Origin of the sequence: Streptomyces sp. NBC_00659 (assembly GCF_036226925.1) — a bacterium.
GTDB lineage: Bacteria > Actinomycetota > Actinomycetes > Streptomycetales > Streptomycetaceae > Streptomyces.
On record NZ_CP109031.1, the window covers coordinates 6,993,569 to 7,008,977 of the forward strand.

Below are 15,409 nucleotides of genomic sequence, written 5' to 3' on the forward strand. Positions count from 1 at the left end.
TTTTTCCGGAAGCCGCTCCCAAGATGTCCGTATTCGTATGACGGTCACCCTTCTGCCCTGTGGGATGCGTTACAAAAATCGTGATCCGTTTGTTGTTCGAAAGTTGCCCCGCTTAGCGTCAGTGCGGCTGTTCGTCACGCAGTGCGCCGCGCCCGCGGCACCGGACAGTCATCGCCGAGTCCCCCATGACGCGAGTCAGGGGAGCCGGGGACCCACACGTAGTCCCTGGGGTGAATCGGACGCCCTCTCCGGAGGGGGCCCGTAGGAGACCTTCCTGCTCCGAACCCGTCAGCTAACCCGGTAGGCGAGAGGGAAGGAAAGGATCAGCCCCTACATGGCGTTCACCTGTGGCACCGGCAAGCACCGTCGTACGAGCCGCGTGCACAGCACGACCACCACGACCGCCGTCGGGGTCGCGGCGCTCACCACCACCGGTGTCATCGGAACCCTGGCCGCCCCCGCGTTCGCCGCGGAAGCCTCCGTCGAGCAGACCGGACTGACCCAGACCGTCACCCTCAACGACACGGTCGCCGACCAGATCGACGCCCAGGCCTTCGCGCAGCTGCGCGCCGCCGACGAGGCCGCCGCGCGCAAGCAGGCCGAGCAGACCGCGCGCAAGCAGGCCGCGGAGCAGGCACAGAAGCTGCGCGAGACCAAGGAGCGCGCCGCCCGCGAGGCCGAGCGCAAGCGCCTGAACACGTTCGTCATGCCGATCGCCGGTTCGTACGTCTCCACCGGCTACCAGGCCAGCAGCAGCCTCTGGTCCTCCGGCAGCCACACCGGCGTCGACTTCCACGCCGCGTCCGGCACCTCGGTCCACGCCGTCGGCTCCGGCACGGTCGTCACGGCCGGCTGGGGCGGCGCCTACGGCAATCAAGTCGTGATCAAGATGCACGACGGCACGTACACCATGTACGGCCACCTCTCGTCCATCGGTGTGTCCGTGGGGCAGACGGTCACTCCGGGGCAGCAGATCGCTCTGTCGGGGGACACCGGCAACACCACCGGTCCGCACCTTCACTTCGAGGCCCGTACGACCGCCGAGTACGGATCGGACATGGACCCGGTCGCGTACCTGCGCTCGCACGGCGTCAACGTCTGACGACCGCTTCGCGGCTTCTTCACCGCTTTCGATGCCCCGGCTCACCGAGCCGGGGCATCGTCGTTTCCGGATGCCGTCTGTCCAAAAAATATCCATGGATTCAGGCCTGCCATCGGAAATTCAGGCTTCCTGCAATAGAGTCACTGAACAAGCGTCAATCGACGGCGTTTCACGGGGATTAAAGCGGAGGTCGGTCATGCGTATTCCGGCGCACTCGGTGTGCACGGCGATCCGTGACGACATCGTCGCGGGTGTCTACGAGCGCGGCGGCCGTCTCACCGAGGAACTGCTCGCACGCCGATACGGCGTCTCGCGCGTCCCCGTGCGCGAGGCCCTGCGCACGCTGGAGGCCGAGGGGTTCGTGGTCACCCGCCGGCACGCGGGCGCGTGTGTCGCGGAGCCTTCCGAGCTGGAGGCCGCGGACCTCCTGGAGATGCGCATGCTGCTGGAACCGCTGGGTGCCGCGAGGGCCGCGCAGCGGCGCACGGAGGCCCACCTGAAGGTGCTGCGGGGTCTGGTCAGGCTGGGGCAGGAGCGCTCCAGGCGAGGCCACAGCGAGGATCTGCGCTCTTTGGGCGGCTGGTTCCACGAGACGCTCGCGCAGGCGTCCGGCAGCCCCGCGCTCACCTCGACGCTCGCCCAGCTGCGTCACAAGATCGCCTGGATGTACTCGGTGGAGGCGCCGGCCGACCCCGCGGAGTCCTGGGCGGAACACGGCGGCATCGTGGACGCGGTCGCCCGCGGGGACAGTGAGCGGGCCCGCGCGATCACGGCCCTGCACACCGAGCGCGCCACGGCCGCGCACCGGCTCCGATTTCCCGGCGGCGACCGGCCGGACCGTGTGAGAAGTTCGCAACATCCCGTAAACATGACGGGCCCGCGTCATTAACACGGGCGCCGTATACAAAGAGGGATATTCGGCAGGGGCTCATTTCTGATGCCCTTTTATGCGTGTGTCCGGAATTTCGGCGCACGCCATTCCCGTGGTCATGGCGCGAGGTCGTACGTGGCATGTGGGGAATTCCGAGCGAGGGTACGGAAAAACGGCCGAGCCGCGCCACCCGGCGAAGGGGGGCGCGGCTCGGCCGTGTGTGTCCGGGTGCCTCGTGGGCGGCTCAGACGGTCTCGGGGAGCTCGTCGAGTCCCTCGGCGACCAGCTTCGCCAGGCGGTCGAGAGCGGCATCCGCGCCCTCGGAGTCCGACGTGAGGACGATCTCCTCGCCGCCCTGGGCACCCAGGCCGAGGACCGCGAGCATGGAGGCCGCGTTGACGGGGTCCCCGTCGACCTTGGCGATCGTCACGGGGATGCCGGAGGCCGTGGCGGCCCGGACGAAGATGGAGGCGGGGCGGGCGTGGAGGCCCTCGGTCCAGCCGACGTTGACGCGGCGCTCAGCCATGTGATGCTGCCCTTCGGGTGTTCAAGGTTGTCTAGACCATTCTTTCATATCGCGAGGCGTGCCCGGACGGTCCCGGATCTCACCCGCCGCGGTGTCGGCCGAGGACCCGCTCCGACGCCCGTCACCCTCAGACTGCCTCGCGCCGTTGTCGTACGCGAGCCGTACTCTGGGGCCCATGCAGACCTCGGCGGACCGGCACGAGTACCCAGCCCACTGGGAGGCCGACGTGGTGCTGCGCGACGGCGGCACCGCACGCATCAGACCCATCACCGTCGACGATGCCGAACGCCTGGTCAGCTTCTACGAACAGGTGTCGGACGAGTCGAAGTACTACCGCTTCTTCGCGCCCTATCCGCGGCTGTCCGCCAAGGACGTCCACCGCTTCACCCACCACGACTTCGTGGACCGCGTGGGCCTCGCGGCCACGGTGGGCGGCGAGTTCATCGCCACCGTGCGCTACGACCGGATCAACGCGGACGGCATGCCCGCCTCCGCGCCCGCCGACGAGGCCGAGGTCGCCTTCCTCGTGCAGGACGCCCACCAGGGCCGCGGTGTCGCCTCCGCGATGCTCGAGCACATCGCCGCGGTGGCCCGCGAGCGCGACATCCGCCGCTTCGCCGCCGAGGTGCTGCCCGCCAACAACAAGATGATCAAGGTGTTCACGGACGCCGGATACACCCAGAAGCGCAGCTTCGAGGACGGTGTCGTACACCTGGAGTTCGACCTCGAACCCACCGACCGGTCCCTGGCCGTGCAGCGCGCGCGGGAACAGCGCGCCGAGGCCCGTTCCGTGCAGCGACTGCTCGCCCCCGGCTCCGTGGCCGTCATCGGCGCCGGGCGCACACCGGGCGGGGTGGGCCGCAGCGTCCTCGACAACCTCCGGGAAGCAGGGTTCACCGGGCGCCTGTACGCCGTGAACGCGGCCCTCCAGGAGAAGGAACTCGACGGAGTCCCGGCCCACCGCTCCATCAGGGACATCACCGAACCCGTCGACCTCGCCGTCGTCGCCGTGCCCGCCGAACACGTCCCCGAGGTCGTGACGGAATGCGGCGAACACGGCGTACAGGGACTGGTGGTGGTCTCCGCCGGCTATGCCGAGAGCGGCCCCGAGGGACGCGAGCGCCAGCGCGAACTCGTACGGCACGCCCGCACGTACGGGATGCGCATCATCGGGCCCAACGCCTTCGGTGTCATCAACACATCGCCCGACGTGCGCCTGAACGCCTCGCTCGCCCCCCAGATGCCCCGCCCCGGACGCATCGGCCTGTTCGCGCAGTCCGGAGCCATCGGCATCGCCCTGCTGTCCCGGCTGCACCGGCGCGGCGGAGGTGTCACGGGTGTGACCGGGGTGTCGACCTTCGTCTCCTCCGGTAACCGCGCGGACGTCTCCGGCAACGACGTACTGCAGTACTGGTACGACGACCCGGACACCGACGTCGCCCTGATGTACCTCGAATCCATCGGCAACCCGCGCAAGTTCACCCGGCTCGCGCGGCGGACGGCGGCCGCGAAGCCGCTGGTCGTGGTCCAGGGGGCACGGCACGGCGGGGGCGCTCCCCAGGGGCACGCCGTACGGGCCACGCGACTGCCGCACGCCACCGTGTCCGCGCTGCTGCGCCAGGCCGGAGTGATCCGGGTGGACACGATCACCGAACTCGTCGACGCGGGCCTGCTCCTGGCCCGCCAGCCGCTTCCCCGGGGACCCCGCGTGGCGATCCTCGGGAACTCCGAGTCCCTGGGGCTGCTGACGTACGACGCGTGTCTCGCCGAGGGACTCAGGCCGCTGCCGCCCCGGGACCTGACCACGGCGGCCTCGGCGGAGGACTTCCACCGGGCCCTGTCCCAGGCGCTCGCCGACGACGGCTGCGACGCCGTTGTCGTGACGGCCATACCGACGGTGGGGGAGACCTCGGCCGCCGACGTGGCACTCGCCGAGGCGCTCCGCTCCTCCGCCCTGGAGGCTCCGGCGAAACCCGTGCTCGTGGTGCACGTCGAACTCGGCGGACTCGCCGAAGCCCTGTCCGCCGCCGCGAGTACCGCCCCGCAGGCCTCCGCGACGGCGCCCGGCGCGGCGCCCGGCGCCCGCTTCCACCCCTCGGACCGGTCGCCCGCCGCGGTCCGTGCCGAGCCCGCGCCGGACTCCCGGCTCATCCCCGCCTATCCCGCCGCCGAACGTGCCGTCCGCGCCCTCGCCGAGGCCGTCAAGTACGCCCAGTGGCGCACGGATGCCGGCGAGCCCGGCAAGGTGCCCGAGTACGAGGACATCGACGAGAAGGGCGCCGCCCGGCTGATCGACGACCTCCTCGCGCGCGGGGAGGGTCTGACCCTGGGAGGCGAGCAGACGGCGGAGCTGCTCGGGCTGTACGGCGTCGACGTGCACAGTGCCCTGCCCGCCCCGACTCCGGACGACGCGGTGGCGGCCGCGCACGCCATCGGATACCCCGTGGCCCTCAAGACCACCGCCCCGCACCTGCGGCACCGCGCGGACCTCGGCGGCGTACGCCTGGACGTGGCGGACGAGGAACAGCTGCGACGCGCGTACGCGGAGCTGACCGAGCTGTTCGGGCCACCCACGGTGCTGCGCCCGGTCGTGCAGGCGATGGCACCGCGCGGTGTCGACACGGTCGTCCGCGCGGTGATCGACCCGGCGGCCGGGGCGGTCCTCTCCTTCGGGCTCTCCGGAGCCGCCTCCGAACTGCTCGGGGACACCGCCCACCGGCTGATCCCGGTCACCGACCGGGACGCGGCCTCGCTGGTCCGGTCGATCAGGACGGCGCCGCTCCTGTTCGGCTGGCGGGGCTCCGCGCCGGTCGACACGGCGGCCCTCGAAGAGCTGATGCTGCGCATCTCCCGACTGGTCGACGACCACCCGGAGGTCGTCGCGGTCTCGCTGGAGCCGGTGGTGGTCGCCCCGGCCGGCCTGAGCGTCCTCAGCGCCACGGTGCGGCTGGCCCGCGCCCCGCTCCGGGACGACCTCGGCCCCCGGACACTGCCTGTCGTCTGAGCAGTCCGATCCGCCTGAGCCGTCCGGGCCGTCCGGGCCGTCCGGGGCGCCGGAAGGGGCGGCACTGTGACGGCGGGCACCCCGCCCGGACGCCTGCCGTGCCCGCGTCGCACCGGTCACCCTGCGCAATTCGGTCTGATCCGTCCACGACAGACCCGAGCGAGCGGTGCCTCGCAGTCAGTGGGCCCCCGTAGGATGGACGTCATGGCCAAGACCAGTACGACGACCCAGGGGCTGCGAGCGGCGATCGAGCGCAGCGGCTACTACCCGGCCCTCGTGGCCGAGGCGGTGGAGGCCGCGATCGGCGGCGAGACCATCCGGTCGTACCTGGTCCACCAGGAGACGACGTTCGACGCGAACGAGGTGCGGCGGCACGTCACCGTGCTGGTCCTCACCGGCAACCGTTTCATCGTGAGCCACACGGACGAGCAGAACGCGGACACCACCTCCCCGACCCCGTACGCCACGACCTCGACGGAATCGGTCAAGCTCGGCCGGATCTCCTCGGTCGTCGTCAGCCGCGTCGTCGCGAACCCGGAGTCGTACACGCCCGGCACCCTGCCCCGTGAAGTGGTCCTGACCATCGGCTGGGGCGCCGTCTCCCGCATCGACCTGGAGCCGGCCGCCTGCGGTGACCCCAACTGCGAGGCCGATCACGGCTACACCGGCAACTCGACGGCGGACGACCTGAGCCTGCGGGTCAGCGAGGCGGGCGACGGTCCGGAGACCGTCCGCCAGGCCCTCGTCTTCGCGCAGTCCCTCTCCGAAGCTACCGCGGACGTCGCCCGCTGATGGCCCTGCCCACCTGGGATCACCCGGAACCGCTCGCCGTCGACTCCGCGCCCGTCCCCGAGTACGGCTCCGGTTCGCTGGCCGATCTGCTCCCTACGCTCGCCGCCGGCATGTCCGTTCCCGGCGCGACCGCCGCCATACCCGAGCTGACCGCAGCCGACCGGAACTGCGTGTTCCTGATCGACGGTCTGGGCTGGGAGCAGCTCAAGGCTCACCCGGACGAGGCACCCTTCATGACGTCGCTGCTGGCGTCCTCGCGCGGCGGTACGGGACGCCCGATCACCGCCGGCTACCCGGCCACCACCGCGACCTCCCTCGCCTCCGTGGGCACCGGCCTGCCCCCGGGCGCCCACGGCCTGCCCGGCTACACCGCGCGCAACCCCGCCACCGGCGAGCTGATGAACCAGCTCCGCTGGAACCCGTGGACCGAGCCGCGCGCCTGGCAGCCCTACCCCACGATCTTCCAGCTGGCCGACGCGGCCGGTGTGCACACTGCCCAGGTCTCCTCGCCGACCTTCCAGAACACTCCGCTGACGAAGGTCGCGCTGAGCGGCGGGACGTTCCACGGCCGGCTGTCCGGCGAGGAGCGCATGGACTTCGCCGCCGAGCAACTGTCCGCCGGTGACCGCTCGTTGGTCTACACGTACTACGCGGAGGTGGACGGCAAGGGCCACCGCTTCGGCGTCGACTCCGACCCCTGGCGCGGCCAGCTCATGTACGTCGACCGGCTGGTCCAGCGCCTCGCGGAGCAGTTGCCGCCGCGCACGGCCCTGTATGTCACCGCCGACCACGGCATGATCGACATCCCGTTCGACGAACAGCACCGCATCGACTTCGACGAGGACTGGGAGCTGCGCGCCGGTGTCGCCCTGCTGGGCGGAGAGGGCCGTGCCCGTCATGTGTACGCGGTCCCGGGCGCCGAGGCGGACGTGCTGACCTGCTGGCGCGAAGTGCTGGGCGAGCAGTTCTGGGTCGCCTCCCGTGACGAGGCGATCGACGCGGGCTGGTTCGGCCCGCGGGTCGACGAGCGGGTCTACGCCCGGCTGGGTGACGTCATCGCCGCCGCCCGGGACGACGTCCTGATCATCGCGTCGGAACGGGAGCCGAAGGAGTCGGTGATGGTCGGCAACCACGGCTCGATGACCCCGGTCGAGCAGCTGGTGCCCCTCCTCCAAGTACGCTCCTGACGCCCTCCCCCTTCCCTGTTGCCCGAAAGGTGCTCAACTCCCCATGCCCGAGCTGGTGTTCTTCTCCGGAACGATGGACTGCGGGAAGTCCACGCTGGCTCTCCAGATCGAGCACAACCGCTCGGCCCGGGGGCTGCAGGGCATGATCTTCACGCGTGACGACCGCGCGGGCGAGGGCAAGCTCTCCTCGCGTCTCGGGCTGGTCACCGACGCGGTCGAGGTCGGAGACGACCAGGACCTGTACGCCTATCTGGTGGACCACCTCTCGCAGGGCGGCCGGGCCGACTACGTGATCGCGGACGAGGCGCAGTTCCTTGCCCCCGCGCAGATCGACCAGCTGGCCCGTGTGGTGGACGACCTGGACGTCGACGTCTTCGCCTTCGGGATCACCACCGACTTCCGGTCCAAGCTCTTCCCCGGCTCCCAGCGCCTCGTCGAACTCGCCGACCGGGTCGAGGTGCTCCAGGTCGAGGCCCTGTGCTGGTGCGGCGCCCGCGCCACGCACAACGCCCGCACCGTGGGCGGTGAGATGGTCGTCGAGGGCGCCCAGGTGGTCGTCGGTGACGTCAACCAGCACGAGAGCATCGGCTACGAGGTCCTGTGCCGCCGGCACCACCGACGTCGTATGACAGCCGCCACGGCCCGCGCGAGCGCCCTGTCCCCCGACGTCCTGCCGATCGCCCCGGGCTGAGGCCTGTACCGGAACTCCGTCTCCGGAAAGCTGCCGTCTACGGAAAGCTGCGGGGCCAGGAAAGCTGCGAGGCCAGGAAAGCTGCCGGGTCGGGAGAGCTGCTGGGTCACGAGACGGCGTGGATCAGGGAGAAGACGGCGCCCTCCGGATCCGCAACCGTCGCCACGCGGCCGTACGGGGAGTCGTGGGCCGCCCGAAGGAGGCGTCCGCCGAGTTCCGTGACGAGGCGGACGGTGTCGTCCGGTTCGGCGGCCTCGAAGTACGTCAGCCAGTGCGGGCCCCGGTCGCGCGGCAGAGTGTTCCCGACGCCGTGGACGCCGGCCACCGGCCGTCCGTCGATGTGCAGGGTCACGTAGTCGAAGCCGGGCGAGCCGGCCGGTTCCAGGTCGTAGCCGAAGACCGCCTGGTAGAACTTGACGACGCTCTCCGTGTCGCGCGTCACGAGCTCGTTCCACGCCGGGGTGCCCGGCACGCCGGTGAGCTCCGTGCCCAAGTGGGCCATCCTCTGCCAGATCCCGAAGACCGCGCCCGACGTGTCGGAGGCGATCGCCAGGCGGCCGGCCTCGGCGGCGTCCAGCGGTCCCACGCCCACGGTTCCCCCGCTGTACCGCACCTTCTCGGCGGTCCGGTCCACGTCGGCCGACGCGAAGTAGGGCGTCCAGGCGATCGGCAGATGCCGGTCCGGCGGCAACTGGCCGATCCCGGCCACCTCGCGGCCGTCGAGCAGCGCCCGGGCGTAGGGGCCGAGCTGCGGGGGGCCGGGCTGGAACTCCCAGCCGAACAGCGCTCCGTAGAACTCCTGGGTCGCGGCCGTGTCATGCGCCATCAGGCTCACCCAGCAGGGTGTCCCGGGCGTGTGCCGAGCGTGCGTGGTGCCGTTCGGGCCGGCCGATTCCCGTGCCTCGGTCATCGTCACTCTCTTCTCGGCCCCTCGCGGTGGCCGGTCACCTTCCGCCTGCGAACACGCGTACTCAGTCGCGTGCGTGCGCGCCCGTGCCGATGCTCGCACCACCGGTCATGCCGGAGGTCCCTCCCGCGCCGCGGTCGAGCGGTGCGGGAACGGACGACGTCCGATCCGCCGCCTCTCCTCCGTCGCGGAGCGATTGCCGTGCGGTGCCCATCGGTTGTACAGCATGTGCCCGATCCCGTACGCCTGGTGATCGGACCTGCCCGGCGGAGCAGAGTAACCGGACATGGACGAAGCGGCCACCCCGTGCGCAAGGATGGGGCCATGAACGCCATCATCACGGCACCCGAACTCGCCAGTGACCTGGCCGGGCCGACCCCGCCGGTCCTCCTCGACGTCCGCTGGCGGTTGGGCGGTCCCAACCTGCGCTCCGAGTACGAGAACGCGCACATCCCCGGTGCCGTCTTCGTCGATCTGGATTCCGAACTCGCTGGTCCGGCCGGTGCGGCGGGCCGGCATCCGCTCCCCGACCCCGAGGTCTTCGGCGCGGCGATGCGGGCCGCGGGAGTGTCCCGGAACCGCGATGTCGTCGTGTACGACGGCGGGCAGGGCTGGGCGGCCGCGCGCGCCTGGTGGCTGCTGGGCCATTCGGGTCATCCGTCGGTACGCGTGCTTGACGGCGGGTTCGCCGCCTGGAGCGGGCCGGTCTCCTCGGAGGTCCCCTCGCCGGCGCCCGGAACGTTCGTACCGACGGCCGGCGACCGGCCGTCGCTCGACGCGGACGGGGCGGCCGCGCTCGCCCGCACCGGGCTGCTGCTGGACGCCCGCGCGGGGGAGCGGTACCGGGGCGAGGTCGAGCCGATCGATCCGGTCGGCGGTCACATCCCGGGTGCCGTGTCCGCGCCAACCACCGAGAACGTCACGGAGGACGGACGGTTCCTGCCGGCGGACGAACTCGCCGACCGTTTCAAGTCACTCGGGGTGACACCGGCGTCCGAGGTCGGTGTCTACTGCGGTTCCGGCGTCTCGGGCGCCCATGAGGTGCTGGCCCTCGCCGTGGCCGGCATTCCCGCGGCGCTGTACGTGGGTTCGTGGTCGGAGTGGTCCCAGGACACGGACCGCCCCGTCGCGGTGGGCCCCGATCCGCAGTGACACCCGCAGTGACACCCGCGGTGGCGAGCGCGGGGACGCCGGGGGAGGACCACCCGTAGGAACGCTGCGGGGGCGTCCACGGGAACACGCGCATGACGACGGGGACCGTACCGGATCGGTGCGGTCCCCGTCGTCATGGAACTGGCCAGTCCTGCTTCTTCTGGCTAATCCTGCTTCTTACGGCGTGTGCCGAAGACGATCTCGTCCCAGCTCGGGACCGCCGCTCTGCGGCCCGGACGGACGCCGTCGGCCTCGGCCTGGCGGTCGGTCGCGCCGACCAGCCGGTCGCGGTGGCTGCCCACCGAGCGGGGCATGAGCACGTCCGCGTACGCGGAACCGGCACCCGCCGAGGCGGCGGGAGCCGGGGGCTCCTCCTCCTCGGGCTCGGGGACGGGCTCCTCGGCCGCGGGGCGCTCGGCGGGGGCGGGCCGCTCGGGCACCACCATGTCGCCCCGGAAGCTGGGCACCGCCTCCAGAAGGCTGGTCAGCGAGTCCCGGTCCTCGGCCTCTTCGGAGGATTCCGGAGACGCCGGGGGCAGACTCGGCCGCTCCGTCTGGCGGTCCAGGGCGCGGTCCAGCGGACGGTCACGGGGCAGCCGGGCGATCCGCGGTACGAACGGGAAGCTCGGCTCGGGCGCGGCGAGATCGTCGGACTCGCCGATCAGCGAGCGCGCCTCGTCGTCGACGGCCTGGACGAGCCGCCGGGGCGGGTCGTAGGTCCAGCTCGCCGCGTGCGGTTCGCCCGCGACCCGGTAGACCAGCATGACTTCCCAGGTGCCGTCGTCGCGGCGCCAGGAGTCCCACTGGACGGTGTCCTTCTCGGCGCCCCGGATCAGCAGCCGCTCCTGGACGGCTTCACCGAGCTGGGGACCGGCGTTCTCGCCGGGGCGGCGGACGGGAGTCTTCCTGGCGCGCTCGGCCATGAAGGCGCGCTCGGCCAGCACGGGTCCCTCGAAACGGCGTACGCGATCGACGGGGATGCCGGCGAGCTGGGCGACTTCCTCCGCGGAGGCACCGGCGCGTATACGCGCCTGGATGTCGCGGGGGCGGAGATGGCTCTCCACCTCGATCTCGATCTGGCCGAGGCGGGGACGGTCGCCGCGTACGGCGGCGCGCAGCCGCTCGTCAATCGGAAGCGTGTATTCCGTACTGTCCGCAGCCTTCAGCACCAGCCGTGTGCCGTCGTTAGAGACGGCCACGACACGCAGTTCGGGCATGGGGACCTCCCGGGTGGTGCCTGCCGACGTCACGTGCGTCGCTGCTTCCGCTAGTCGAGTGTGGCCTGCCCGGGTGCAGCCTGCCACAACCTTGCCGAGTTGCCCGGCGTGTCGGGCGCGGGCCCGGGGTCGCCGTTATGGCACGGTTACCTATTCGCAACGCTAAGTGACGAACTCCATCACCCTGTGCAACGAGCCCCCTCCCGGTGGTCCTGCAAGGCCCCGGACACCCTGGCGGGAGTCCGGACCCAGGGCTCGCAACAGTACTCCATTCGGGCCACTTGCGTGGATCGGCACGCCGCCCAACTTCTAGCGGGGGGTGCTAGTTGGTCGATCCTGGCGCACTTTCGGCGGCCGGGCGCTGTGGCACAGTTCACGCAATCGGCAGAAACGGAACTTATCGTTTCGCCTGTACGTCCCTTTCTCGTGCGGTCGGTCGATCGAGTACGGGAAAGGCAGGCAAGGTCCGGGAATGCGTGAGAAGCCGGAAGTCGGCGGCGAACAGCCGGGTGCCGACAGGGAACCGAGGAAGAGGCGGCTGGACCTGAGCGTCCCCCAGGTGGCGGGGAGCGCGGTCGCCGCGGTGGTCGCGGCGAAACTGGCGTCGTACTTCGGCGTCTACGGGACGATCCTGGGCGCCGGGCTGGTCAGCGTCGTCGCGACCTGCGGAGGAACGCTGTTCCAGCACTTCTTCAGGCGCACCGGCGAACAGTTCCGTGACGTGACGGTGCAGCCGAGACCGATGCCCCGGCAGCTGCCCGGTGCGCCCGGGGAGTTCGGCGAAGGGACCGTGTACCGCGCGCGGGTCAGGAGCTGGAAGAGGCCGCTGGTCGCGACCGCTCTCGTCTTCGGCGTCACGATGGCCGGAATCACCACGTACGAAGCGGTCTCGGGGCAGAGCTTCAGCGGCGACGGCACCAGCACGACGGTCGGCGACGCCTTCAAGGGGAACAACGCCGGCTCGGGGAAGCGGGAGCCGGGCACGGCACCGTCGACCGGGTCCTCGCCGTCCTCGCCGGCGGCCTCTCAGGAGGCTCCGACGCCTTCCGGCGGCACCGCCGGTTCGGGTGACACGGGCGGTGACGGCACGGCCACCGCGCCGGCCCCGGGGGACGGCACGGCATCGGAGCCGGAAGCCGGGGACGGCACCCCGGCTCCCGAAACCAGCGAGACCGCTACGACCCCAGAACCCTCCGCAAGTAGTCGTTCGCAAAGCGCCGGTCAGGATCAAGACGGTCCCGCAGCGCGGTGAACTCGCCGAAGCGCGGATAGGCCCGGGAGAAGTACTCCGCGTCGCGGGTGTGCACCTTGCCCCAGTGCGGCCGGCCCTCGTGCGCGGTGAAGATCCGCTCGGCCGCGGTGAAGTACGCCTGATAGGGGGTGCCCTTGAACATGTGGACGGCGATGTACGCGCTGTCCCGCCCGGACGCCGTGGAGAGGGTGATGTCGTCGGCGGGCGCCGTCCGCACCTCCACGGGGAAGCTCACCCGCAGGGTCGAGCTGTCGACCATCGCCTTCAGCTCGCGCAGCGTCTCGACCAGGGCCTCGCGCGGCACGGCGTACTCCATCTCCACGAACCGCACGCGGCGCGGAGAGGTGAAGACCTTGTACGGGATGTCGGTGTAGGTCCGCGCGGACAGCACGCGGCTGGAGAATCCGGCGATCGACGGGATGGCCGCGGGAACGGCCCGACCGAGCAGGTTGGCCACCTGGAAGGCGCCGTTGGAGAGGAACTCGTCCTCGATCCAGCCGCGGACGGGGCCGACCGGGTTCTCGGGGCCCGCGCTGCGGTTGTTGCGCTTGGTGTTGCAGTTGCCGGTGTGCGGGAACCAGTAGAACTCGAAGTGCTCGTTCTCGGTGAAGAGTTCCTCGAAGTCGGCGGTGACCTTGTCGAAGGTCATCGGCTCCTCGCGGGCCGTGAGCAGGAAGACGGGCTCCACGGAGAACGTGATCGCGGTGACGATTCCCAGGGCGCCGATGCCTATGCGGGCCGACGCGAAGACCTCCGGGTTCTCGCTCTCGGAACAGGTGAGCACCGAGCCGTCGGCCGTCACGAGTTCAAGTCCCGTGATCTGGGCGGCGATCGAGGCCGAGTCCCGCCCGGTGCCGTGGGTTCCGGTGCTGGTCGCCCCTGAGACCGTCTGCTCCATGATGTCGCCCATGTTCGTGAGCGACAGGCCCTCGCGAGCCAGGGCCATGTTGAGCCTCTTGAGCGGGGTGCCGGCCTCGACGGTGACCGTCATGGCCGCACGGTCGATCTTGCGGATCCCGGTCAACAGTTGAGGGCGGATCAATACGCCGTCGGTCGCGGCGGCGGCCGTGAAGGAGTGCCCGGTGCCGACGGCCTTCACCGTCAGACCGTCCTCGGCCGCCTTCCGTACGGCGGCGGAGAGTTCGTCCACCGAGGCGGGGGTGACCTCCCGTACGGGAAGGGCGGTGACGTTGCCCGCCCAGTTACGCCACGTGCCGCTCTTCTCGCTCACTGCGGTGCTCATGAGACCCTCCCCGCTGCAGAACCGGCCTGCTGAGCCGGCGGTAGCCGAGGAAACCGACCGCGACCGCGACGGCCCCGGACACCGCCGGAACCCCGTACCCGGCCTTCGCGCCGGCGGAGTCGATCACCCAGCCGGCCACGGAGGAGCCGAGCGCGACCCCGACGGCGAGCCCTGTACTCACCCAGGTCATGCCTTCGGTCAGTTTCGCGCGAGGTACGTGCTGCTCGATGAGGGACATCGTCGTGATCATCGTGGGAGCGATGGACAGGCCCGCAACGAACAGCGCCACGGCCAGGAACGGCAAGTTTCCGACCAGTAGGAGGGGGATCATACTCACGGCCATCGCGCATATGCCCAGCAGCCACCTGCCTTCCGCCGACCCCTTGAAGTGCAGCAGTCCGAAGACCGCTCCCGCGAGGCAGGAGCCCGCCGCGTAGAGGGCCAGGACGATGCTCGCGGCGCCCTTGTGGCCCTGCTCCTCGGCGAAGGCCACGGTGACCACGTCGACGGCTCCGAAGATCGCCCCCGTCGCCACGAACGTGGCCACCAGGACCTGGAGTCCCGCGGAGCGGAGCGCCGAGCCGCCGCTGTGCTGTCCGCGCGGATGCGGCTGGGGCTCGGTGGCGCGCTGGGAGGTCAGCCAGAAGACCCCGGCCGTCAGGAAACAGGCGGCGAGCAGTGGTCCGGCCTCCGGGAACCACACCGTGGACAGGCCGATGGAGATGATCGGTCCGAAGATGAAGCAGATTTCGTCCACCACGGACTCCAGGGAGTACGCGGTGTGCAGTTGCGGGGTGCCTCCGTAGAGCGCCGCCCAGCGGGCCCGGATCATCGCGCCGATGCTCGGGACGCAGCCGATCCCGGCCGAGCACACGAACAGGACCCAGTCCGGCCACTTGTAGTGCGCGGCGACCAGCAGCATCCCGGCCGCCGCGAGCGCGAAGACCGTCACCGGGCGCAGGATCCGCCGCTGACCGTGCAGGTCCACCAGGCGGGAGACCTGCGGGCCCATCGCCGCGGCCGCCAGCGCGATGGTCGCCGACAGGGCGCCCGCGAGGCCGTAGCGCCCGGTCAGCTGGGAGATCATCGTGACGACGCCGATGCCCATCATGGACAGCGGCATCCGGCCGAGCAGGCCCGCGGCGGAGAAGCTCTTGGAGCCGGGAGCGGCGAACAGGGCGCGGTACGGGCTGGTCACGAGGGTCTCCGTCGGCTCCGTTCGGCCCGCCCCGTCACGTGGGCGGCCCGAACCTGGGTAAGGCGTGAAGGTGGCCGATACAGCTTACTGGTTAGGTAACCCTAACGCAGCCTCTCGTGGCTGCCCGACGGCGCTGCCCGTCCCGTCCGTCCGACACGGAGTCCAGGGTGCCCGTCCGGCAACGCAGCCCCTCGTGCCCCTCCGGCCGTCTGTCCGGGCGGCGCCCGTCCGGGCACGCTCCCGCCGCGCGCCCCGCCGTCGTCGTCC

General features: G+C 71.1%; 13 protein-coding genes and 1 riboswitch. Of the genes, 8 read left to right on the forward strand and 5 right to left on the reverse strand.

The window, feature by feature from the left end:
• The first annotated feature begins 162 nt into the window (after positions 1-162).
• Positions 163-322, forward strand: a riboswitch (cyclic di-AMP (ydaO/yuaA leader).
• 12 nt (positions 323-334) lie between these two features.
• Together OG410_RS30570 and OG410_RS30575 are read left to right on the forward strand one after the other, a co-directional pair.
• Entirely contained in the window at positions 335-1,102 is a 768-nt protein-coding gene (locus OG410_RS30570; protein WP_329302034.1) for a M23 family metallopeptidase, read from the forward strand.
• A gap of 196 nt (positions 1,103-1,298) precedes the next feature.
• Positions 1,299-1,991, forward strand: a complete 693-nt coding sequence (locus tag OG410_RS30575) for a GntR family transcriptional regulator (protein ID WP_326785057.1) — start codon at positions 1,299-1,301, stop codon at positions 1,989-1,991.
• A 226-nt stretch (positions 1,992-2,217) separates the two neighbouring features.
• On the opposite strand, the gene OG410_RS30580 is transcribed toward OG410_RS30575, so the two are convergent.
• The gene (locus tag OG410_RS30580) at positions 2,218-2,499 is read right to left on the reverse strand and encodes an HPr family phosphocarrier protein (protein ID WP_329302035.1); all 282 of its coding nucleotides are present in this window, start codon (positions 2,497-2,499) and stop codon (positions 2,218-2,220) included.
• 175 nt (positions 2,500-2,674) lie between these two features.
• Between OG410_RS30580 and OG410_RS30585 the strand changes: the two genes are divergently transcribed.
• The 4 genes from OG410_RS30585 to OG410_RS30600 all read left to right on the forward strand — a co-directional run bounded on the left by OG410_RS30585 (position 2,675) and on the right by OG410_RS30600 (position 8,173).
• Positions 2,675-5,503 (forward strand): bifunctional acetate--CoA ligase family protein/GNAT family N-acetyltransferase, encoded by a 2,829-nt coding sequence (locus tag OG410_RS30585; RefSeq protein WP_329302036.1) that lies wholly within the window; start codon positions 2,675-2,677, stop codon positions 5,501-5,503.
• Between the two features lie 204 nt (positions 5,504-5,707).
• Positions 5,708-6,295 carry a DUF5998 family protein gene (locus OG410_RS30590; protein ID WP_328447184.1) on the forward strand — a complete coding sequence of 196 codons (588 nt, stop codon included), beginning with the start codon at positions 5,708-5,710 and terminating at the stop codon, positions 6,293-6,295.
• On the forward strand, positions 6,295-7,482 hold the full coding sequence (locus OG410_RS30595) for an alkaline phosphatase family protein (RefSeq protein ID WP_329302037.1): 1,188 nt from the start codon (positions 6,295-6,297) through the stop codon (positions 7,480-7,482). The genes OG410_RS30590 and OG410_RS30595 overlap by 1 nt, the downstream gene beginning before the upstream one ends.
• Before the next feature lie 43 nt (positions 7,483-7,525).
• Positions 7,526-8,173: a thymidine kinase gene (locus OG410_RS30600; protein ID WP_329302038.1), complete on the forward strand. Its 648-nt coding sequence runs from the start codon at positions 7,526-7,528 to the stop codon at positions 8,171-8,173.
• Between the two features lie 106 nt (positions 8,174-8,279).
• Here the strand turns inward: OG410_RS30600 and OG410_RS30605 are convergent, their stop codons facing one another.
• A complete protein-coding gene (locus OG410_RS30605; RefSeq protein ID WP_329302039.1) occupies positions 8,280-9,083 on the reverse strand; it encodes a VOC family protein in 804 nt (267 codons plus the stop codon).
• 321 nt (positions 9,084-9,404) lie between these two features.
• Here OG410_RS30605 and OG410_RS30610 point away from each other — a divergent pair, with 321 nt between their 5' ends.
• Positions 9,405-10,232, forward strand: a complete 828-nt coding sequence (locus OG410_RS30610; RefSeq protein WP_329302040.1) for a sulfurtransferase — start codon at positions 9,405-9,407, stop codon at positions 10,230-10,232.
• 164 nt (positions 10,233-10,396) lie between these two features.
• On the opposite strand, the gene sepH is transcribed toward OG410_RS30610, so the two are convergent.
• Positions 10,397-11,482, reverse strand: coding sequence for a septation protein SepH (gene sepH, locus OG410_RS30615; protein WP_326785050.1), 1,086 nt, complete (start codon positions 11,480-11,482; stop codon positions 10,397-10,399).
• Between the two features lie 439 nt (positions 11,483-11,921).
• Here sepH and OG410_RS30620 point away from each other — a divergent pair, with 439 nt between their 5' ends.
• A complete protein-coding gene (locus OG410_RS30620; RefSeq protein ID WP_329302041.1) occupies positions 11,922-12,701 on the forward strand; it encodes a hypothetical protein in 780 nt (259 codons plus the stop codon).
• Here the strand turns inward: OG410_RS30620 and OG410_RS30625 are convergent.
• Together OG410_RS30625 and OG410_RS30630 are read right to left on the reverse strand one after the other, a co-directional pair.
• Entirely contained in the window at positions 12,625-13,944 is a 1,320-nt protein-coding gene (locus OG410_RS30625; protein ID WP_329302042.1) for a D-arabinono-1,4-lactone oxidase, read from the reverse strand. The genes OG410_RS30620 and OG410_RS30625 overlap by 77 nt on opposite strands.
• On the reverse strand, positions 13,904-15,142 hold the full coding sequence (locus OG410_RS30630) for an MFS transporter (RefSeq protein ID WP_329302043.1): 1,239 nt from the start codon (positions 15,140-15,142) through the stop codon (positions 13,904-13,906). Before OG410_RS30630 ends, OG410_RS30625 begins: the two co-directional genes overlap by 41 nt.
• Between the last annotated feature and the right edge of the window lie 267 nt (positions 15,143-15,409).